This window comes from Myroides sp. A21, from assembly GCF_000807225.1.
Lineage (GTDB): Bacteria > Bacteroidota > Bacteroidia > Flavobacteriales > Flavobacteriaceae > Flavobacterium > Flavobacterium odoratimimum.
Window position 1 is genome coordinate 893333 of sequence record NZ_CP010327.1, and the last position, 22697, is coordinate 916029.

Sequence of the window (22697 nt, forward strand, 5' to 3'; positions counted from 1 at the left end):
ATGTCTTTTATACAAACTTATGAACAATACGACTGGGAAGAGATTAAGAGAACAATCTATGAGACAACCTCTGTACAAGTAGAACAGATCTTAGCTAAGAATAAGAAGACCCTCACAGACTTTATCCATCTTATCTCTCCTGCTGCTACACCCTATCTAGAAGAGATGGCTCAGCAGAGTCAACAGCTTACTCAAAAGAGATTTGGCAAGACGATATCACTATATGCTCCGATGTATCTTAGTAATGAGTGCAATAATATCTGTACCTACTGTGGCTTCAGCTTAGATAACAACATTCGTAGAAAGACTCTCTCTCCAAAAGAAATAGAACAAGAAGTCAAAGTAATCAAAGCACAAGGGTATGATCATATATTACTCGTAACAGGAGAAGCTAATCACGTAGTCAATATCCATTACTTCAAACAGAGTATAGAACAGATACAGCAGTCTTTTTCTACCATTTCTATAGAGGTACAACCCCTAAAACAAGATGAGTATGTACAGTTAGCTGATCTAGGTGTATATGCTGTACTAGTATATCAAGAGACCTACCATAAAGAAGTATATAAACAATACCACCCAAAAGGGAAGAAATCCAACTTTGAATATAGATTAGACACCCCTGATAGAATAGGGAGAGCTGGCATACATAAGATAGGATTAGGTGTACTCCTTGGACTAGAAGACTGGCGAGTAGATAGTTTCTTTAATGCACTACATATAGACTATCTACAAAAGACTTATTGGCAAACGAAGTACTCTGTCTCCTTCCCTAGGCTAAGACCTGCAGAAGGCGTTATAGAGCCTAACTTCATCATGGAAGATAGAGACCTCATACAGCTCTTATGTGCATACAGAATATGGAATGAAGACCTTGAGATATCTATCTCTACCCGTGAGAGTGAAATACTGAGAAACAATGTATTTAAACTAGGTGCTACTACGATGAGTGCAGGTTCTAAGACCAATCCTGGAGGATATAGTGTAGATGAAAACTCTCTAGAACAATTTGAAATATGTGACTCAAGAAGTACATCAGAGATATACCACCTGATAAAAGAAGCAGGATATGATCCTGTATGGAAAGACTGGGATAAAGCCTATCAATAAATAAAAAACTATAGTATGGATACAACAGATTTCTTGCGATATAACAGACAGATGAATCTACCTGAAGTAGGAATAGACGGTCAGATGAAGATAAAACAAGCTAAGGTATTAGTAATAGGTGCTGGAGGATTAGGTTCTCCAGTGCTAACTTACCTTGCTAGTTGTGGTGTAGGCACACTAGCGGTAATAGACTTTGATACTATCGAACATCACAACCTTCACAGACAAATACTATTTACAGAAGCTGACATCAACAAAAACAAGACTAGTATAGCCAAACAACGCATCGAACAAATAAACCCACATATCCACTTCACAATATACGATGAACAGTTAACCTCTGACAATGCAGTAGCTATTCTGAGTTCATTCGATATTATCGTAGATGGTAGTGATAATTTTAGCACACGTTATCTAGTGAATGACACATGTGTAGCATTAGATAAGACACTAGTCTATGGTACTATATTAGGTTTTGAAGGTCAGGTGAGTGTCTTTAATCATCATAACAATGCCAACCTCCGTGATCTCTTCCCAGAGCCTCCTGCTCCAGAAGATGTCCCTAACTGTAGTCTTAATGGGGTACTTGGTACATTCCCTGGTATAATAGGAACTATTATGGCTCATGAGACACTGAAAGTCATCTTAGACCTTCCCTCCCTTTCTGGTCAACTTCTTATCCTCAACACATTGACCTGGGAAATAAATAAACTGAAGTATGGTAGCGTTACCTCTTAGGTAAATATTCTAGAAATACCTCTCTAGGTATCTCATAAGCACCTAAAGAACTTAGATGATCATTATATACTTGACAGTCTAGTAGCTTATACTTTTTATCACTTAGATATTCACATAAGTAGATAAAAGCTACTTTACTAGCATTTGGTACGAAGGAGAACATACTCTCTCCACAGAACACAGGTTTCATATCTACACCATAGAGACCACCTACCAGTTCTCCATCTTGCCAAACCTCTACAGATTTAGCGATGCCTAAGTCATGTAGATTGCAGTATGCCTTGATCATATCATCTGTAATCCAAGTACCTAACTGCCCATCGCGCTTAGCGTTCTGGCAATTATTAATTACATCTGCAAAACAAGTATTAAAAGTAACTGTAAATATATTTTTCTTTAAGATACTACGCATACTCTTAGAGATATATACCTCATCAGGCTCTAGCACCATACGCATATTAGGAGACCACCATGTAATAGGCTCTCCATCTTCAAACCAAGGAAATATCCCAGACTTATACGCTAATATCAATCTATTAGCAGATAAATCACCACCGATGGCTAAAATACCTGACTCATGCGTATTATCTACTGCTGGAAAGTATAAGTAATTACTGTCTAAGAGTGTTATCATAGGCATAAAAAAGTCCCTAAGAATAATCTTAGGGACATCTTAAAAGAATATTTTTAGAATGGTAAATCATCGTGATCTTCCTCCATATAGCTTGAAGCAGGAGGAAACTGTTGTCCCATATTACTTTGTCCTTGGTTAAAACCTTGTTGGTTTTGGTTTTGATTGAACCCTCCCATTTGTTGAGATTGAGTATTCTGAGCAAAACCTTGTTGTTGGTTTTGGTTAAATCCTCCTTGTTGAGCTTGGTTATTTTGAGCGAAACCACCTTGTTGCCCTTGATTAAACCCACCCATTTGTTGAGCTTGATTGTTCTGAGCGAAACCTTGTTGTTGGTTAGATTGTTGTTGCATACCAGCATTTCCGTATTGAGACTGCATATTATCTTGTTGTCCCATATAAGGTTGTTGGTTTTGTCCCATGTTACCACCTTGTTGAACTGGCATCATGTGTTCTATTCTCCACCCTTGGATTGTATTAAAGTATCTGATTTCTCCTTGTGGACTTTGCCACTCTCTACCTCTCAAATTAATAGATACACGTACTTGCTCACCTACTTGATAAGAGTCTAATAAATTTACTTTATCTTGTGTAAACTCAATCATAATGTGCTGAGGATATTGCTCTTCCGTAGTTACTACTACTTCTCTCTTTCTGAATGATGAACTGATATCTTGTGTATGTCCAATTAATTTGATTCTTCCTGTAACTTCCATTTTAATCTCTTTTTTTAATTACAATCTATTTGGCTAAAATTGTTTTCCAAGCCAAAGGTACATTATTTTCTTCTAAATATTTTTTTGCTAATTTAAATTTATTGATTTGATTCTTAGCAACCAAAATTTCTTTTAACTCTTCATTTGCATTCACAAAAGAAGCAACCTCCTCTTCCGTAGGCAGCTGCTCTACATTACCTAATACTCCAAGGTCATTACCAGAGAACACTCCACTCTCCACTACTCCTTCTGGTAGAGCATCTACTCCTAGGCCTAGTGTAGTCAATGGTTTTTCTACTTCAAATATACCATCATTCGCACGAGTATACCAGTTCGCTCCCATACGTGCTACTAGATCTATCTTATGCTGATCTATCTGTCCGTTCTCATCTAATATTTCCTCATTGACATGTATTTTTACCACCTCACAGATTACTAGATTACCAGCACCTCCATCATTACCCAGTCCGATTACCTCCTGTACCACACATTCATACTGCACTGGACTTTCTTTGACTCTGAATGGCTTCACGATATCAGATGGCACCATCGTCAATCCTGATTTGACAAACTCATTCACCCCATCCTTATATTCTGTACTAGATAGAGAAGTCTGCTGTACCATATCATAAGTCACCACGTTAATCACTACTTGTAGATTAGCTTGTACGTTAAATAAGGTATGTTTATTCGTATTATCTCTTACACGTCTAGACGGAGAGAAGACCAATATAGGCGGGTTAGTACTCACCATATTAAAGAAGCTAAACGGCGACAGGTTAGGTCTACCATCAGCATCTACGGTACTTGCTAGTGCTATAGGACGAGGTCCGATAGACGTCTGCATTAATCTCTGTAATTCTACTACAGATATATCTTTAGGTTCTATAGATTTCATATGTATATTTAATTGAAGAAAAGTAAAGTTACAAAAGCTTTTAGGAACCATAAAATTTTTAATACTTCATTAAACTAAATTCAATTCATTTATTTTAATTACTTTTAAATGTTCATAAAACCCATATCAGAACTTGAGAAGTAAAAAAGAAATATTTCGTTGGTCAGTCATTACTGCAGCCTTAATCACCTTATTAGTCATCCTATGGAACACCTATTCCTTTTTTCAAACCTATAAGACAGAAGAGAGAACCAAGATGAAAATATGGGCAGAAGCGCTGAATACACTTGATATAGCTACTTCTATAGAAGCTGACGTTTCTCTACCCTTTCTGATTATCATGGAGAATAAGACTATCCCTATTATCCAGACAGATGAGCATGATAAGATCATCTCTCTAAACAATATAGACGAACAAATAGTCAATACTCCTGAGAAAAAAGAAGCTCTACTGCGCAAACTGAAGTTTCAGAACCCTCCTATTATCCTAAAAGTAGGTAAGCAAACTCAGTATGTCTATTATGGTAACTCATCCTTACTGACCAAGCTAAAGTACTACCCTGTCACATTAGTACTTATATTCTTATTCTTCACAGTTCTGCTATTCTACTTCTATAGAAGTAATAAGATCGCTACTCAGAACAAGCTATGGACAGGAATGGCGAAAGAAACAGCCCATCAGATAGGTACACCTCTATCCTCACTATTAGGTTGGGTAGAGATCATGAAGCTAGATAATGTAAGCCCTGAAATTACAGATGAAATAGAAAAAGATGTCAAAAAACTTCAGATAATAGCAGATCGTTTTTCTAAGATCGGGTCTATACCGAAGCTAACTAATGTAGATATCGTATCAGAGACGAGGAAGTCATTTGATTATTTCTCTCTGAGAAACTCTAAGCAGATTATCTTCACGCTAGACTGTCCTGACTACGAAATTAATATTCCTCTAAACAAGGAATTACATAGCTGGACTATAGAGAACCTAATCAAGAATGCTATCGATGCCATGAAAGGAAAAGGAAAACTAGCTATCCTGATACAGGATAGTGAGAAGACTGTCAATATCTATGTAACAGATACAGGAAGCGGGATACCGAAGAAGATGTTTAATAAAATATTCGAGCCTGGTTATACCACTAAAAAACGTGGATGGGGGCTAGGACTATCTCTAACGAAGAGAATCGTAGAAGAATTCCAAAACGGAAAGATTAAAGTAACGCAATCAGAAATAGGTAAAGGAACTACATTCTGTATCACATATCACAAAAAAAAGGCTGATCTATAATCTAGACAGCCTTTGTTACATTATCCATACAGTCTTATAAATGACTGTTAATAGCTTTAGCTACACTCTCGAACTCTTCTGGAGTTAGCTTTTCTTTCTTAATGAAACGCATATCATCCATTTCTTGAAGAGGGATTAAATGCACATGTACATGAGGTACTTCTAACCCTACTACAGCCATCCCTACTCTCTTACACGGTACAGCTAGCTCTAACGCCTTAGCCACCTTACGAGAGAACCTCATCAATTCCATATAATGATCCTCTTCCATATCAAAAATCTTATTGATTTCCTTTTTTGGAATACATAGTGTATGTCCCTTTGCATTCGGATTAATATCTAAGAATGCAAGGAAATTATCATCCTCTGCTACCTTATAGGCAGGAATTTCTCCAGTAATGATTTTAGTGAAAATAGAACTCATAATATACTTTTTAAAATTAGTCTCTAGTGATCTCAAGAATCTCAAACTTCATGATTCCATTAGGAACCTGGATCTCAGCTACATCTCCAACAGATTTGCCTAGAAGTCCTCTTCCGATAGGTGAAGTTACTGAAATTTTTGCAGCTTTTAAGTCTGCTTCACTTTCAGCTACTAATGTATAGGTAATCTCCATTCCATTAGCTTGGTTCTTTATTTTCACTTTAGATAATACTAAAGCCTTAGACATATCTAACTGAGATTCGTCTATCAACCTAGCATTAGCTACTACTTCCTCTACTTTTGCTATTTTTAGTTCTAATAAACCTTGTGCTTCCTTAGCGGCATCATACTCTGCATTCTCAGATAAGTCTCCCTTATCTCTCGCATCTGCAATAGCTTGAGATGCCTTTGGACGCTCCACACTCTTCAACTGCTCTAACTCGTCTTTTAGTTTTTTAAGACCCTCCGCAGTATAATACGAAATCTTACTCATAATTAACACGTTTATATAAATAGAAAAAATCCCATAAAAACGGGATTCTTCGCTATAAAGATATTTTTATTTTTATCGTTAAATCAATAATTAACTGTTCTACTATATTTGTCAAAGTTAAATAATTAAATTTGTTTTTCAAATAGTTTATTAAAATGAAGAAATTATTTCTAATCCTATTTACTTTACTAATATCTATAGCATGTAGTAAAAGCGGTAGTGGGTATCACAACCCTTATCTACCTAATGTAAAAGTCAATCTTATGGTAAATCTGTACCAAGCAGATGCAGACTACCTAAGATATCAGAACGGTACTTATGTGAATTATAGTCAAGGCATTATAGGTGTAGCAATATTCAACGCTGGCTCACAATATTTCGCTTATGATCTAACCTGTCCTGACCATGCCTTTGACCCTGTTACCTCTAGATTAGTACAAAAAAAACCTAATGATCCGTATGTATACTGTACCAATAAACATCAACATAACGGAGAGGAACCTGCCTTCTATCTAGGTAATGGGCAGTCTATAAAACCAGGGTTAAAATACAACCAACTGAAGCCTTATCCAGTAAGAAAAAGTGGTGACAATATCTTCGTGACTTATTAATAAGTAAATCCTATCAATCTATATCAATACTCCTTCATCGGAGTATTTTTTTGTACCTTACTCTCTTGTGGAGATGGTTCGGGTAGAGATTTAGTACGGTTCGGTAAACCCCTTCTCAACCCAAGTAAATACTAGTTATTACCGAATAGCTTCCGAACGAAATAAAAACAAAAAAGAATAAACACTTATATTTCAATCATTTAAAACAAAAACAATTCTCCATTATAAGTCAAAAAGAGCAAATAGAGTCATTCTCTCTATATTAGTTCATTAGATCTTATAAGACCTACAGCATCTTACTAAAAGCAACATTACGATAAAACGAGGTCAAAAAAAACCACCATATCGCTATGGTGGTCTCTATAAATAATCTAGCCTATTAGATTGTTTATTAATATGGATTAGAACTTAATAGTCAGTCCTGCCAAGATATTAAACTCTGCCTGTGGATAATAAGCAGGTCCCCATTCTGGGTCATAATATCCATTAGACATATATTTTACATTAAATATATTATTTGCTAATACAGATACGCCTACAGATCTTACCCATCCTTTAATCGGGAACTCATAAGTAGCACTTAGATCGTTGATAAAGTATGAATCAAGCTTTGATTCCTTAGCATCTAAGTTGGCCATATATTGTTCTCCTACGAACTTCGTTAGAAGAGATACACTCATCCCCTCTACAGGTAAATACGTAATGGCATTAGAAGCAATAAAATCAGGAGAGAATGCGATATTCGTAGTACCTAGGTTTACAGGTAAATCAGCTACTGTAGTCATAAAGTTCTTATTCTTATTAGCACTAATAGTCATACTAGGTGCCCAATATAACTTATCTAATATTCTCACATTCGCATCGATCTCGATACCTGCTCTATAACTATCACCACTATTTGCTCTTAACATGGCTCCTACATCGTTTATTTCTCCTGTTAAGATAAGTTGGTTTCTATACTTCATATAGTACGCATTCACATTCACAGTAGCACGGTCTCCTTTAAATCTCCATCCTAGCTCATAGTCATCCATGCTCTCAGACTTAGGTTTTCCTTCGCCTTCGTAGTCCTTTCTATTCGGCTCTCTATTCCCTTTAGCATAAGAGAAATATAGTTGGTTCGAATCATTCAACTGATAAGTAATACCTCCTTTTGGGTTAAAGAAGTTAAATTTATCATCTACTAGCCCTGTCTCGATACCGTTAGCCTCATAAGTAACACGTCTATACTGCATATCTCCATATAAGCTCCACTGATCAGCGAACTGCCAAGTAGCCTTCGCGTAGAAGTTAAGGTCTGTCTTTACAGCATCGTCTCTGTAGTACTCATAGTTAGGTGCTATCTTCACAGGTTCTCTAGTCCACAACACATTACCGAAGTGGTCTCCTTCGTATTTATTAGCCCCTCCACCTAAGATTACATTAAGCTTATCTGTAGTGTAGCTCGTATTAAACACCATACCGTAGAAATGATTCGCTAAACTCTTCTGTCTGATAAGGTCTGTCTTATTTACCTCCTTACCGTCTACGATGATAGGTTGGAAACCATAAGTCTTAAACTTCTGGTTCGTCTTATAGTTCTCATAATATCCATCTCCCTTAGTATAGTGAAGTGACACATTAGATGACCACGCTGATGACCACTTCTCGCTCCAATGTAGTTGATAGTGCGTCTGGATATAATTATCAGTCTCATTGTCATAGAACTGTGTATTGCCTTGATCATCCTTATACTTCCCTGCAGGGTTATAACGACGACCATACTTATCTATGTCTGCCTGAGATACACCATTCCACGCTTGATAGGTCTTCTGTTTACCACCGAATACGACAGCCTTCACTAATGATGTCTCACCTACATACACTCCCTGTAAGTAGTATGACTTCATCCTAGAAGACGCACGGTCTATATATCCATCAGACTTCATATCTGATAGACGACCAGCAATCTCAAACTTATCATTGATCAATCCTGTACTAAACTTGACAGTAGACTTACGCGTATTATAACTTCCAAAAGAATTAGAGATTTCTCCATTCGCCTCATGTGAGAAGTCATCTGTCTTTAGATTAAGACTCGCACCGAATGCTGCTGATCCGTTAGTAGAAGTACCTACACCGCGCTGTAACTGTAGATTCTGGACAGATGATGTAAAGTCTGGCATATTTACCCAAAACGAACCTTGTGACTCTCCATCGTTATAGGGAATCCCATTTAAGGTCACGTTGACACGTGTAGCGTCTGATCCTCGTACCCTGAAGCTAGAGTACCCTATCCCATTACCGGCATCTGTAGTAGTCACTACTGAGGTCATATAAGACATGATGGTAGGGATATCTTGTCCGAGATTGCGCTTTCCGATCTCATTCTTAGACAAGTTAGCATAAGCGATAGGCGTCTTCTCATCTGCACGCACAGCTGATAATACGATCTCGTTAAGTGTTGATTGTTGAACAGAATCTTTAACTTGTTTCTCTTGTGCATAGGTCGAACTTGCACAAACAGCAGTTAACAATAAAGATTGAAGTAATGTTTTTTTCATTCGTAAAAAAAATATCTACAAATAAAAGGGGCAATTATTCTTATTAATTAATAATTACACTAGTCCACAACAGTTCTAGAATGAACTGTATATACTCCCTTGGCAGCATTACCCGCCCAGGTTCTATGGGTATGATCTCAGCCGTACGGCACCCCTTTGAGATTTATGGTACAAATATAGGCTGTTTTTCTAGAGAAAAACAACTATATCTAAGAAGAAGAGATGTTTAACACCTTTTGGGTTAAAACACTCTCTTTCTCAAGGCTTTCTTTAAAGAATTCTGTTGTTTATTGTCTTTTCTTTTTTGCAATACTCTACGAGGAGTTTTCGTCTCTCTACGTTCTTTCTCGATGTGTAATCCTATCGCTAATAACTGAAAGAAACGATCAATGACAATCTCTTTATTCTTAACCTGACTACGTGTATTATCTGCGTCTAGAATAAGTACACCTTCTTTATTAAATCTATTTTTCAGACGTTCTAATAGCAGTGTTCTCTCTTCTTCTGTTACTCCTTGAGAGTTTAGACAGTCCCAAGACAGAACCACTTTAGACGATACTTTATTTACATTCTGACCACCAGCTCCACTACTGCGCACAGCCTTAAATGTCAGTTCTCTTTCGATTATTTCTCTAAGCATTTTTCTCTATTTATTGTTTTATACCACGATATATAAGCCATCGTAGCTAATACTGTAAAGATAGCAAATTGTACTGCTAATATCCCATATCCTCTATAAGCATATAACGGAACAGAGATAATATCTCCTATAATCCACAGTGTCCAGTTCTCTATCTTCTTTAGTGCCATATAGTACATTCCTGTGAAGAAGATACCTGATGTGATAATATCTATATAGTTCTCAGGTAGGATCTCTTTGCCAGAGAAGTGATATACGCCATAGATGATCACAAGAGTAACTGCGAATATGATAAGTCCTTTTATCTTCTCACTAGTGTTCGTACGACTAATCTTCAGAAGAGTATCTCCGTCTTTCTGTCTAGACCAGTTATACCACCCATAAACACTCATGATAGAATAATACCCATTCAAAATCATATCTCCATAATATCCTATCACATAGAGTAAGTAAACAGTGATAATCGTAGCAATAATGCCTGTAGGGTAGACAAGGATGTTCTCCTTACCTGCATACCATACACTCATAATCCCAAAGATAAATACGATAGATTCTAACACTATCTGAAGCGTACTAGTCTCTCTATATGCTCCAAAAAAAAAGTCAATCATAACAAATACACTTAAAATAAAAAACCGCACTCTTCATGGAATGCGGTTCAAAAGTATAATATATCTTTCTAATTAGTTGTTTCTACTCATTACAATTCTCAGAATATACCAGAAAAGTAACATTAACGAAGCAAATAATGATAGAGCAGCTGGTACGTGTTGGTTAGCTGCGTATTCATTTTTAATCTGCCATGTAGAGTATAAGATCGATCCAGAAGCTAAAGCTACCATCGCTAAAGAGAACCATAACCCAAGGTTAAATCCGAAGATCATACCACAAATAATAGTACCTAAAGCTAAGAAGAATCCAATACTAAGGATAGATCTCATAAAAGAGAAGTTAGCATTAGAGCTAAATACTACTCCAGTCAATCCACCAAATAAAGCCAATGTCATAATACCTGCCTGAGAAATCAGAGTAAGGTCATTAGTCATAGACATAGCGATATATAAAATAGGCACAAAGATAAATGCCTCTGCTAATACATATAGAAACAGTCCAGCATACTGAACCTTTTTATCTACTGAGTTATCAGCAAGTCTCTGTGCATACCAAGTGATCCCCATAAAGGCACCTAGCACGATCAACCATGAGAACTTACCCATCCCAATAATAGTAAACATCCCTTCTACAATGAAAGGTGTGTTCAACATAATAGCTTCTAATACAATAAAAGCTAATACTCCTGCTGCTAAAGTAGCATACGTCTTTTTATAAAACTGTGCTCTTACTACTTCAGATTCCATAGCTACAGGTAGCGTGTAATCAACATTTTCAAAATTGTTTTTCATCATCTATATTTTTCTCAAAAGTACTAATTATCTTTTTAAAATTACTATTGCATTAAGACTCTAATGCATAAACCAACACAAAGTTATCTAATTCTATTGTTTTATATTCGAATTTTTGATTAAAAACTTCATTATTAACAAAACATTCTTTCGTTTTAAGTTCTACCTGCATATCACTTTTAAAACTCAGGCTACGTGACTCACACATCTTAAACATAGCTTCTTTCGCACACCATATCTCTGTCAATGTATCAATCTCATCCGAAGAATTTAAGGCCGTGTTTAGTTCTTCTTCATTGCAAAACTTATTTGCAATACGCTTTATTTTATCGCGCTTCATTTCTACATCTATACCCACATTCTCCTTGCCTATGATAATACTAGCATACTCAAACGAATGCGAAATAGAGATAAATGAACTATCACTAAGACTAGGTCTACCGTTTATATCATAACACAAGTCGCTATCACTATATCCTCCATGGTGCAGCAACTGTCTGACTGCCATAAATCCCTTTTGGTGTACTTCAGATTTCATTCCTTTTAATCGCTCAGCAGAGCGCTCTTGTAGCATAACACCGTTCATCAGTTCCACGAGATTCTCTTCTACTTTCCAAACTAACACCTTGTAGGTTATTCCTTTGATTTCTTTTACTAAAGGCATCTTATCTATTTAATTACGCAGACAAATATACTTGAATAATAAAAAATCCTAAAGAAACATTTCACTCAATGGTACATACTGACTTTTTAATCCACAAAAAAAGCCGCTCGAGTGAGCGGCTTTAACTAATCAATATATTTAATTAAAAAATAACATCATAATCCCATGTTGGTAAAACTATAGGAGCTTTACTAGAAATAAAAGTAATAACAGGATTACTGTATTGTACAGTACCTCTCTCTTTTCTAATATATAAATTCTCTCCTAGGAATAAATCATTTAATTCAATTACTTGGGCAGGTAAACTTAATGTATTCCAACCTAGAGGAACAACTTGAACAACATTCCCTTGTAATTCTTTTAATTGGAAGAAGTAAACGTAACTTTTTCCTTCAAAAACATATTCTGACAAAGCACAAGGCACTACTCCACTTCCTGTATTAACAGTTGTATTAAAAGTTAAATTAACTGCTGACATTTTATATTCACCATTGGCTCCTTTTCCATACTCTGCAATTTTGTTTCTAAGAAATACTGAAGTAAATTTAGATCCTAAAATTTGATAAGAACTACCTGTTCTAAACATAAAATAAGGTTCTTTAGGATTAGTAGGTAAAGACAATAGTTTTTTATAGCTCATATCAGTCCAAACAACAGGTTTATTTGAATATTTAAAACTAACCTTAACATTACCTTCTTTTCCAATAAAGGAATCGCTTATCTCATCATATAAAAAAGATGTTATCTTCTGTCCTCCAACTTCCATCGCAGGAGTTACAATAAACCCTCTAGTATTATAAGTCAAAGCATAATCACTATCTTTAAAAAGTTTATTACCTTGTAAATCAACCATTCTTACAGAACCTAGATTCGTAAAGTCGAATCTCTCAACCTTACCAGCTACTTCAACATCTACAACTCTAAAATAAGGTTTAGATAGTGAATTCATATTATCAACCATAGTATATTGTTGATTAAATGTTTCCCAATCTTCTTTAGTTGCTTTGACAAATGTTAACTCTTGATCTTGTTTTGGAGTTCGAAAATAAATCTCATTTTCAGTATTACCATAATAGCCAAACTGATACTCTCCATAATATCCCTTACCTGCAGCATACGGTGAATTAGCAGGATCTGATAATTGATGTATTTTGGAACGAGTTGTAAATACTAAACTCGCAGTTGCTCTTTGATGAATAGCATATTCTGTAACCTCACTAATAGGCCCTGATGCATCAAAATCAGATACCATTTCAACATTACGAGTATCTTTAAATCTCATCAAATAAGTATAACTACCAAAATCTCCTTCAGAAGTATTATATACTAATTTCCATCCATACTCTGAAGACAATAGTAAATCTTGTAATTTTTTTTCTTGCTCAGAAAGACGTTCTGCAACAGATTCATCGAAAACTCGATCCTCTTCTTTTTGACAAGAAGCTATTCCAGCAAGAATTATTGTTGCTAAAAAAGCTTTAGTTATATATTTTTTCATAATTCTAAATCTTAATAAGTATTATTCTTCTAGATCACCTGCCATCACTGCTTGTGTATTTCTCTCAGCAGCATCACGTAGTGCATAAAAATCCATATCAAACTGATTTTTAAAATACTGTTCTACTAATTGAAACTTCTGCTCAATAATTTTTCTCCCTTCAGCATCTTTAATATCTTTCAAAAATGCTTGTTTTTCTGCCTCTGATCTCAATAGTACAAAAGCTGCCGTTTCAGCAAAATCCTCATCATAATTACTACGAGCATAAGGTGTCACGAAGCCTAAATTATTACTAACATCATCGCGCTCAATATACCAACTTGATGTATATCCTCCTTTTAAACTTGCTACTTTACTCCAAGCTTTCAAATCATAAGGTTTAGTTTGATTTAGAATATGAATATACTCGTGTTGAATAGTATGTACAAACTGTCTAACACTTGCTAAACTTTTATAGTTAATATAATCTGTATTATACATCGTAATTCTCGCACCTCCTCCAGCATCTCCTAATACAATTGTACCATTATGATTCAGATTGTAACTTCCTATGAAATGTAATTGTCTAGGTGCTAATTTCTTAACAAAATCCTCACCACCTATCTCTGTATAAGTATCAATCCATATTTTCTTGATAACTTGCAAAGCTGGTTTTACACTAGACACTTTAGGAGGAAACAATGTTTTATCAGGCTTTCCTAATGATTCATCCCATAAATAAGTAGCCGAAATATTATATGGCTTTGTATACTTATTTTCAATCCATTGATCTAATTCTGTTTTAGGTTTTTCTGTAGTATCAAAAATAGATTCATCTCTTAATTTATCATCACTAGAGCAAGCACTTAATAATACAGAGGCTGTAAAAACTAAACCAACTCCTTTTATTATATTTTTTACTGTCATAATCTTTCTTTTTTAAGGTTTATCTTGGATTAGCTTGGATTCCATTATCTATTGCAACTTGAGGAATTTGTAATTGATATCTTAGATCTCCTTTTTTAAGAATAATTTCAGGACCTCCTACCATTTGATGTTTTACTTCCAAACCAAATCTTCTAATATCAAACCAACGATATCCTTCTTCAAAACCTTCTCTTCTTCTCATATCAGCTACAGCTTCAAGCATTACTGCTTGTTTCTCATTAATAGTTTTTAAAGGAGTATATTTTCCTGGAACATATGGAAATAATTCTTCCACATACTCATACTCCATAACATCTAATAAATCCTCTGGTTTCAACTCTGGTTTAATCAAAGAGCGACTTAACACTAAGTAAGAATACATTTTTAAAGCCTCATCAATTCTATCCTCCATCACAAATGCTTCCATACGATCTAAATATAACATATCATTAGAAAACAGCACAAAAGCAACATATGGATTACCCGTCATATTCGTAAAGTCTTTGATTTTAAAATACTCATAGAATTTAGGAACATAATACACATCATTATTCTGATAAGTAGCACTAGGATAATTCCACGTTATTCCTAATGGGTTTGCATCAGCAGTAAATAATCCTTTATCTCTACTAGCTACAGCAGATGTTAATACAAAGCGTGTTGTATGTTGGCTTCTACCTTTTATTGATTCTGAATTAGCAACTAATAAGTTAGTTACTTTATCTGTTTTAGCAAATTCTCTATTATTCTGTTTATCATCCCACTTTCTAGAATCATAAACATCTCTAAGTTTACCAACTGGCACATTTCCAAGCTGATTAGAGTACTCTATTGTTTTAGCATAATCTCCCTTAAACAAATAAAAACGAGCTGCAAAAGCTTTAGCTGAAGCCTCTGTAAAATGATACTTAGCAATTTCAGGGCTACTATATGACGCTCCTTTTATTCCTTCAAGACCTTCTAATAAATCCTGTTCTATGAATTTATAAACTTCAGCGACACTATGTCTTTTATACTCTTGTTTTAACTGTGTTTCAACAGTAGTAACATAAGGTACTCCTAAATCACTTTCTGCTGTAGCTGGATTATAACTTTTCGCCCATAAATTTACAAGCATAAAATGATTATAAGCACGAGCTAATAAAGCCTCTGCTCTCAACTGTTTTAATCCATAATTAGATGAAGGTTTATTAGCATATTCTTTCTGCATTTCTTCTAAAGCCTCCAAAGCCTTATTAGCACTAGCAATCGCTTTATAACTATCCATCCAAAAAGCATATTGAGAATCTATATCTTCCTCTGTAGCAGGTAACCATTGATAATTTTGTTCTGTTTGCAAAGAAGTAAAATGCAAACGCCCACTATCAACAACATTATCACTCATCTGTTCAGCAAATTCAGCATGACTAGTATTTGGATAAGCTCCTACCAATAATTCTCCCACCTTTTTAGGTGTATCTATTTGAGTTCTATTATCTGGCACTTCTGAAAGAAAGTCACTACAGCCTACTGTAGCAGTTGCCAAGATTAATAATCCTACTAATATCTTTACTCTGTTCATAATAATCTAAAATTTAAAAACCAACATTAAGTGTCAATGTGTATTGACTTGTTTGTGGCATAGCTACCCCTCCTGTTCTGTAAAATTCTGGATCTTCTCCATTAAGCTTTTTATCTGCATAGATTAACCATGGGTTAGTTGCATTAAAACGCAATGAGAAATTAGACATTTTCATAGAGCGTTTGAAATGATCAGGGAATTCATAAGTCAATGAAACGTTCTTTAATCTCACAAATCCACCATCAGCTACACGCTCTGAAGAATAATTATAAGTATTATAAGCTCTTTCCATGACTCTACTTCCTAACACACTTACAAGGGTATTATCAGGTATAACAGGTACATTAGTAATATTCTCATCACCTGGATTAATCCAACGATCTTCAAATGACTTACTAAATACATCTGTATCACTATATCTAGCTGCATAAGATGGATATAAACGAATTTTATTTCCTCCTGATGCTACAATCAAGAAATTTAAACTCCAATTTTTATAAGTGAATGTATTCGTTAACCCTAAAGTCTTATTTGGTTCAATCGATCCTTCATATTTTAAATAACCTGTTGGATTATTGGTATCTTGAAAATTAGCTCCACCAATTACATCTGTTTGACCAGGTGCTTGTAAAAAAGTTGGTAATCCTCTATAATCTAGCCCTGTAAATTGATAAGAATATAAAGCATTACGAGGTCTTCCTACTACGTTACCATTAAATCCTTGTACTAAATCAATCACACGAGGAGTATTTTGTAACCTAGTAACTTCTTGATTGTAGTAAGATCCGTTCAATGTAGTAGACCAGCTAAACTCAGGTGTTTTAATATTAGTAGTCGTAATACCGAACTCAATACCTCTAGTACGCATATCTGCATTATTACCTAACTTAACATTTTGACCACCTACACCTGATGTACGTACATAATCAATTAAGTCAAAAGCATTCCTTTGGTAGGCATCTACTACTAACTGCACTCTATTATTCCATAAACCTAAGTCAATACCAATATTTGCTTCATGTTGTTTTTCCCATGTTAGCTCTGTATTTTGAAGATCCTTAATAGAAATACCATTCTCTATAGTATTCAAATCAGGTCTAGGCGTAACATATGGTCTATAGATTGCTAAAGAATTCGTTGCTGGTCCAGATGTAGCAGTTAATCCATAAGAAGCACGTAATGCTAAATTACTCACCGTATGTGAGTTCTCCATAAACTTTTCACTAGAGATATTCCACTTTCCTGAAGCAGTCCAAGTTGGTAACCATCTAGAAGAACCTGTATCTCCTTGTCTATTTGACCCATCGTAACGCCCTGTTAAAGCCACTGTATAACGTCTATCATAGGTATAAGCTGCTCTAGCAAAGAAGGCTACTGTTCTTTCTTTCTCTTCACCATAAGTAAAATACTCTCCCCCTTGCTCTAACAATTTACGCATTGCTAATAACTCTGGATAAGTAGTTAAACCCTTGTCAAATTGAACTCCTTGAGCTAAGAAATAATCTTTATCACGGTTTACTACTCTCATCTCTGTACCTCCGAAAACATCTAATTCATGTAAATCGTTAAACACATTGTCATAAGTAAAGCTGTTTCTCAATAAGAAAGATGTCATATCATTCGTAAATGTTCTCTTTAGCCCTGAATTTGTCATAATAGGCATTGGAGGAACTTCTTTTTGATCAGGATCTCTATATAAAAAGATATTTTGATCGCGTTCTACTGTTGACTTATCTGCATTATAAGCACCTATCACATTTGAATCCTGAGTCACATTATGCACACGTTTTGTAGTTGCATAGCGAGCAGATCCACTTAAATTATACGTTAAGTTAGGTAATAACTTATAATCTAAATCCAATTGAAAACGAATATCTTTTACATCAATATCCATATAGTTATTGTCTAACTCATTCATGATATTAAATGGAGCCCAGTTACTTCTATAGTACTCATAGTTTCCATTGTCATCATAAGGGCGTAACGTTCTAGTTGTATTTAAAGCATAACTAAATGGATTAATGTCAAAATCACGTTTTACAGATCCATTTACTACATCTTTTTCTGCATCATAAGCCCCTGGTGCTTTCTGATCACGTACTGAAGCAATAGATGATAACGATATTTTTAACTTATCATTTACAAAGAATGTATTCTTTAGGTTCAATGTCAGACGGTGTACTTTATCAGCAATAGACCATCCTGAATCAGCTAAGTAACCAATAGAGGCAAAATAGGCATTATTTTTTCCTCCTCCATTAAAACTTAATGAATGTTGTTGTACAATAGAAGGCCTAAATAATTCTTTAAACCAATTTGTATTTGCTTTTTCATAAGTTTGTAAAAACTTATTTTGTGCAGCTTCCCCATTATGCACCCCATATTGATTATGCACAGGATCAAATTCATTCATAGCACGATACATAATTCCGTATGCTCCACTATGTCTCCCATATAACATAGAAGCATAATCTAAATAGCCTTTATTCTGAAGCTCTCTATACGCCATCATATTATCTTGTGAATTCATCACATCATATTGATTGTACTGAGGTATAGGACGCAGTGTATTCTCCATCGTATAGCTAATAGACATAGGCGTATCTCTTCTACCAGATTTAGTAGTGATCACCACTACCCCATTCATGGCACGAGATCCATAAATAGCCGTCGCAGAAGCATCCTTAAGTACGTCAATACTCAATACATCATCCGCATTAATTCCAGACAAAGCAGAACTTAAAATAGACTCTGAGTTACCTGAAGCTAACTGCTCAAATGATACGTTCACAATATCTTCCTGTACTACACCATCAATTACCCATAGTGGTTTAGTATCTCCCATAATAGAAGAAGCTCCACGAATAGTAATTTTAGGAGCAGCTCCGAAAGTACCTGAAGGGTTTTGTATAGTTACCCCTGCTACCTTACCTTCGATCATTCTACTCACATCCGCTACCCCATCTACCTTCAGATCTTTCGCTTCGATACGACTTACAGCTCCAGCCTCCTTACGTTTAGTAATAGTCTGATACCCTGTATTAATCACTACTTCGTCAATCATCTCCGTTGCTTCTCCTAAAGAAACATTGATAACTGCTAGCTCTCCGACTTTCTTCTCTGCTGAATTGAATCCCATGAATTCAAACACAAGAACGGCGTCCTTACCATTTACCTTAATAGAGTAATTTCCATCTATATCTGTCTGTACTCCCTCTTTAGTACCTTTGACAAATATAGTAGCGCCAGGCAATGATGAACCATCATCAGAAGCCACAACTCTTCCTTTAATTACCTTTTCTTGCGCATACACACTTCCAGTAACTGTAAGTGCTAATGAGAAGAAAAAGAATTTAAGTAAACCTTTCTTCATACTTGTTAACTATTAATTAATTTATCATTAACAAATAAATAACATAATATTATCAAAAACTAGAGGTAATGTGATTTTTATCAAATTATCATCATAATACACTATTTATTAAATAATATAAACTTTTAAATATATTTAATAAAAATTACACACTATAATTTATTTATATTAACTACTATGTCAGATAAGGTAAATAAAAAAGGGTATACATAAAGTATACCCTTTTTTATTATCACAAAGCGATTTTAAGAAACCACAGTCATAATATTATTGTTTCTTTAACAAATCTCTGATTTCTGCTAAAAGATCCTCTTGAGTAGGTGCTGGTGGTCCTGCAGGTGCTTCTGGTGCAGCCTCCTCTTTCTTTCTTAATGAGTTAACTCCTTTTACTAAAAGGAATACACATAGAGCTAACAATGTAAAGTTGATTACCTCTGTAATAAAGCTACCATAAGCAAATACAACATTACCGTCTATTCCTCTTGCTGCTGCTAGAGGTGCCCCATCAGGTGCATCTCCTTTTAACACTACATACATATTAGTGAAATCAGGTGTTCCGATGATAGCAGATACTAATGGCATAATAACATCGTTTACAACACTCGTTACAATTTTACCGAATGCTCCCCCGATGATTACCCCTACCGCTAGGTCCATTACATTGCCTTTGACAGCGAATTCTTTAAATTCTTTTACAAATCCCATAGTCTTTATTGTTTAAGTTTTGAATAGTTAAAAATATAACTTTTTTACTCTATAAAAAAAATTCTTTTAACGCGAAGTGCAATACTCGTTAAAATCTCATATGGTATTGTTTTTATTTTATCTGCTATAATAGTGACTGGCAGGTCTTTACCAAAAATAACAACCTCATCATTTTCTTGGCATTTTATTTCTGTTACATTGATCATTAACATATCCATACAGATAGATCCTGTGATCTCTGCTTTTTGCCCATTTACTAAGACATAGCCCACAGGTCCCCATGAGCGATGTACTCCATCAGCATATCCTATGGGCACAGTGGCGATACGTGTTTTACCTTCTGCGCGAAATCTCCGACCGTATCCTACACTGTCTTTATCTTTGATTTCTTTGATTTGCATAATGCGAGTTTTAAGCGTACTAACATTAGCCAATTGTTGCATTTCTTCTCTATCATTACCAACTCCATACAATCCTATTCCCAATCGAACCATATCAAACTGATGCTCCGAAAAGTTAAAAATACCGGATGTATTCAGAATATGACGTATTGGGTTAATCCCTAATTCTTGTATTAGTTTATCTGAGTTATCTGTAAACATCTCTATCTGTCCAAGTGTAAAGTCTGTATATTCAGGCATATCACTTGATGATAGATGTGAGAATATAGATTTGACTTCGACCACATTAGTATGTCTAAGCACTTCTATTAACTCGTCTAGATCTTCAGTCAAAAAACCATGTCTATGCATACCCGTATCCAGCTTGATATGGATAGGATATTCATAGCAGTTGCGTTCTCTAGCTACTTTTAAGAATGCATTAAGCTCACGTACAGAGTACACCTCTGGCTCTAGATCATACGCTATCATCGCTGAGAATGCATTAATCTCAGGATTCATCACGATAATCTTAGTATTCACACCAGCCTTGCGCAATTCTATTCCCTCATCTGCAAAAGCTACTCCTAGATAATCTACCTTCTCATGAGCTAATAATTTCGCTACTTCATAGCTACCATTACCATATCCGAATGCCTTCACCATGACCATCACTTTAGTCTCTGGCTTTAGCTTTGAACGGTAGAAATTAAGGTTGTGACACATCGCAGTAAGATTAACTTCTAGTACAGTCTCATGCGTTTTCTTCTCTAGCATCGTGACGATTCTGTCAAAGCGGAATCCTCTAGCCCCTTTGACTAAGATATTCTCATCACTAAAATCCTCTACAGATACTTTCTGTAAGAACTCTTCAGTGTCTCTATATAGATAAGTGTTCGTCGTCCCGATTAGATACTTACTTATATGCTCTCCTATACCGATCACACGAGTTATCTGATGTGTAGACAACAGCTCTTTTAGCTGACCATATATCTCCTCCTCCTCATACCCACTCTTAAACATATCTGATAGTATCACAGTCTTAGACGCACTCACCTTATGCTTCTCTAGAAAGTCAAGAGCGATAGATAGTGACTGATAATCTGCATTATACGCATCATCTATTATCGTACAGTTATTCACACCATTCTTTACCTGCATACGCAGTTCTACTGGATAGAGTCCTTGGATACGCTGTGCTATCTTCTCTAAGTCATACCCTAAGTAAGACATCGTACTAATACAAGTCATTATATTACGCATAGAACTATCATCTGTGAATGGAAGTTCTACTGAGTACGAATCACCTTGATCAATAGATACAGTAAGACTAGAGGAATAAAGCTGTCCATAGACATTCGCTGACGTATCTGTCAGACTCCAAGTATATACAGAAGCAACAGAACTAAAATATTGTAATAACAACTCATTCTGCTCACAAATAACTACCTCAGCATCCTGGAATAGTTTAGCTTTCTCACTCACTTTTTCTTCTAATGAGCGAAAACCTTCTCCATGCTCTTCTGTAAGTGCTGTAAAAACACCTATAGTAGGCTTGACCACCTTAGCAAGTCTCTCCATTTCACCCACAGTAGATATTCCAACTTCGAAGATACCTAAGTTGTGCTTCTCCTCTATCCCAAATACAGATAGTGGCACACCCGTCTGAGAATTATAACTCTTAGGGCTCTTGATGATCTTATACTCTTCGCTCAGTAGATAGTTAAGCCATTCTTTTACTACCGTCTTTCCTTTACTACCTGTAATTCCGATAACTGGAAAATCAAAACGATCTCTATGAAAAATAGCCGCACCCTGAAGTGCAGCTAATGTATTATTTACTTTAAAGAAAAGTACTCCTTCTATAGGACGTACCTTAGTCTGGTCAGAGATGACGATATATCTGACTCCTTTATTTACCAATTCTTCGATATAATCATGACCATCATGATTACCTCCTTTTAATGCAAAAAATAAAGTGTGTTGATCATTCTGCAATGACCTACTGTCTACGGATATATTCGAAATATCTACATATTCACTCTTACTGTTTCCTATAATGTCTGCTCCAATGAATGAACAGAACGCATCCGTATTAAATTTCATTATTTTGCC

At 35.4% G+C, this 22697-nt stretch carries 20 protein-coding genes and 1 riboswitch; of the genes, 4 read left to right on the forward strand and 16 right to left on the reverse strand.

Translation table 11 applies throughout. The annotated features are described in order from the left end of the window. The gene (gene thiH, locus MYRA21_RS04185; RefSeq protein ID WP_006259744.1) at positions 1 to 1110 is read left to right on the forward strand and encodes a 2-iminoacetate synthase ThiH; all 1110 of its coding nucleotides are present in this window, start codon (positions 1 to 3) and stop codon (positions 1108 to 1110) included. 15 nt (positions 1111 to 1125) lie between these two features. Then, entirely contained in the window at positions 1126 to 1848 is a 723-nt protein-coding gene (locus tag MYRA21_RS04190) for a HesA/MoeB/ThiF family protein (protein WP_006259745.1), read from the forward strand. Here the strand turns inward: MYRA21_RS04190 and aat are convergent. Genes aat through MYRA21_RS04205 form a run of 3 tightly spaced genes read right to left on the reverse strand, consistent with a single transcriptional unit; the run spans position 1838 to position 4093 of the window. After that, the gene (gene aat, locus MYRA21_RS04195) at positions 1838 to 2488 is read right to left on the reverse strand and encodes a leucyl/phenylalanyl-tRNA--protein transferase (protein ID WP_006259746.1); all 651 of its coding nucleotides are present in this window, start codon (positions 2486 to 2488) and stop codon (positions 1838 to 1840) included. The genes MYRA21_RS04190 and aat overlap by 11 nt on opposite strands. Before the next feature lie 47 nt (positions 2489 to 2535). After that, complete coding sequence (locus tag MYRA21_RS19495) at positions 2536 to 3195, reverse strand: DUF3127 domain-containing protein (protein ID WP_006259747.1); 660 nt, start codon at positions 3193 to 3195, stop codon at positions 2536 to 2538. Between the two features lie 25 nt (positions 3196 to 3220). Continuing rightward, positions 3221 to 4093, reverse strand: coding sequence for a flavin reductase family protein (locus tag MYRA21_RS04205; RefSeq protein ID WP_039328628.1), 873 nt, complete (start codon positions 4091 to 4093; stop codon positions 3221 to 3223). A 133-nt stretch (positions 4094 to 4226) separates the two neighbouring features. Between MYRA21_RS04205 and MYRA21_RS04210 the strand changes: the two genes are divergently transcribed. Then, positions 4227 to 5381 (forward strand): PAS domain-containing sensor histidine kinase, encoded by a 1155-nt coding sequence (locus MYRA21_RS04210; RefSeq protein WP_006259749.1) that lies wholly within the window; start codon positions 4227 to 4229, stop codon positions 5379 to 5381. A 34-nt stretch (positions 5382 to 5415) separates the two neighbouring features. Here MYRA21_RS04210 and MYRA21_RS04215 read toward each other — a convergent pair whose 3' ends face one another. Further along, on the reverse strand, positions 5416 to 5805 hold the full coding sequence (locus tag MYRA21_RS04215; protein ID WP_006259750.1) for an HIT family protein: 390 nt from the start codon (positions 5803 to 5805) through the stop codon (positions 5416 to 5418). Positions 5806 to 5821: 16 nt separating this feature from the next. Further along, on the reverse strand, positions 5822 to 6298 hold the full coding sequence (greA, locus tag MYRA21_RS04220) for a transcription elongation factor GreA (RefSeq protein WP_006259751.1): 477 nt from the start codon (positions 6296 to 6298) through the stop codon (positions 5822 to 5824). Between the two features lie 155 nt (positions 6299 to 6453). Between greA and MYRA21_RS04225 the strand changes: the two genes are divergently transcribed. Continuing rightward, entirely contained in the window at positions 6454 to 6909 is a 456-nt protein-coding gene (locus MYRA21_RS04225) for a hypothetical protein (protein ID WP_006259752.1), read from the forward strand. A gap of 401 nt (positions 6910 to 7310) precedes the next feature. Here MYRA21_RS04225 and MYRA21_RS04230 read toward each other — a convergent pair whose 3' ends face one another. The 11 genes from MYRA21_RS04230 to MYRA21_RS04280 all read right to left on the reverse strand — a co-directional run bounded on the left by MYRA21_RS04230 (position 7311) and on the right by MYRA21_RS04280 (position 22688). Further along, complete coding sequence (locus MYRA21_RS04230; RefSeq protein ID WP_006259753.1) at positions 7311 to 9452, reverse strand: TonB-dependent receptor; 2142 nt, start codon at positions 9450 to 9452, stop codon at positions 7311 to 7313. A 77-nt stretch (positions 9453 to 9529) separates the two neighbouring features. After that, positions 9530 to 9618: riboswitch (TPP riboswitch) on the reverse strand. A 75-nt stretch (positions 9619 to 9693) separates the two neighbouring features. Further along, positions 9694 to 10092, reverse strand: a complete 399-nt coding sequence (arfB, locus tag MYRA21_RS04235) for an alternative ribosome rescue aminoacyl-tRNA hydrolase ArfB (RefSeq protein WP_006259754.1) — start codon at positions 10090 to 10092, stop codon at positions 9694 to 9696. Further along, positions 10077 to 10703 (reverse strand): nicotinamide riboside transporter PnuC, encoded by a 627-nt coding sequence (gene pnuC, locus MYRA21_RS04240; protein WP_006259755.1) that lies wholly within the window; start codon positions 10701 to 10703, stop codon positions 10077 to 10079. Before pnuC ends, arfB begins: the two co-directional genes overlap by 16 nt. A gap of 72 nt (positions 10704 to 10775) precedes the next feature. After that, positions 10776 to 11498: a Bax inhibitor-1 family protein gene (locus MYRA21_RS04245; RefSeq protein ID WP_006259756.1), complete on the reverse strand. Its 723-nt coding sequence runs from the start codon at positions 11496 to 11498 to the stop codon at positions 10776 to 10778. 49 nt (positions 11499 to 11547) lie between these two features. Beyond that, positions 11548 to 12159, reverse strand: coding sequence for a 4'-phosphopantetheinyl transferase superfamily protein (locus MYRA21_RS04250; protein ID WP_006259757.1), 612 nt, complete (start codon positions 12157 to 12159; stop codon positions 11548 to 11550). A 142-nt stretch (positions 12160 to 12301) separates the two neighbouring features. Continuing rightward, positions 12302 to 13657, reverse strand: a complete 1356-nt coding sequence (locus tag MYRA21_RS04255; RefSeq protein ID WP_006259758.1) for a DUF4302 domain-containing protein — start codon at positions 13655 to 13657, stop codon at positions 12302 to 12304. Positions 13658 to 13678: 21 nt separating this feature from the next. After that, positions 13679 to 14563 (reverse strand): putative zinc-binding metallopeptidase, encoded by an 885-nt coding sequence (locus MYRA21_RS04260; protein ID WP_006259759.1) that lies wholly within the window; start codon positions 14561 to 14563, stop codon positions 13679 to 13681. Positions 14564 to 14582: 19 nt separating this feature from the next. Further along, the gene (locus tag MYRA21_RS04265) at positions 14583 to 16124 is read right to left on the reverse strand and encodes a RagB/SusD family nutrient uptake outer membrane protein (RefSeq protein WP_006259760.1); all 1542 of its coding nucleotides are present in this window, start codon (positions 16122 to 16124) and stop codon (positions 14583 to 14585) included. Positions 16125 to 16137: 13 nt separating this feature from the next. After that, positions 16138 to 19497 carry a SusC/RagA family TonB-linked outer membrane protein gene (locus tag MYRA21_RS04270; RefSeq protein ID WP_006259761.1) on the reverse strand — a complete coding sequence of 1120 codons (3360 nt, stop codon included), beginning with the start codon at positions 19495 to 19497 and terminating at the stop codon, positions 16138 to 16140. Between the two features lie 267 nt (positions 19498 to 19764). After that, positions 19765 to 20202, reverse strand: coding sequence for a large conductance mechanosensitive channel protein MscL (gene mscL, locus MYRA21_RS04275; protein WP_006259762.1), 438 nt, complete (start codon positions 20200 to 20202; stop codon positions 19765 to 19767). Positions 20203 to 20246: 44 nt separating this feature from the next. After that, positions 20247 to 22688, reverse strand: coding sequence for a bifunctional UDP-N-acetylmuramoyl-tripeptide:D-alanyl-D-alanine ligase/alanine racemase (locus MYRA21_RS04280; protein WP_039328633.1), 2442 nt, complete (start codon positions 22686 to 22688; stop codon positions 20247 to 20249). Positions 22689 to 22697 lie beyond the last annotated feature (9 nt).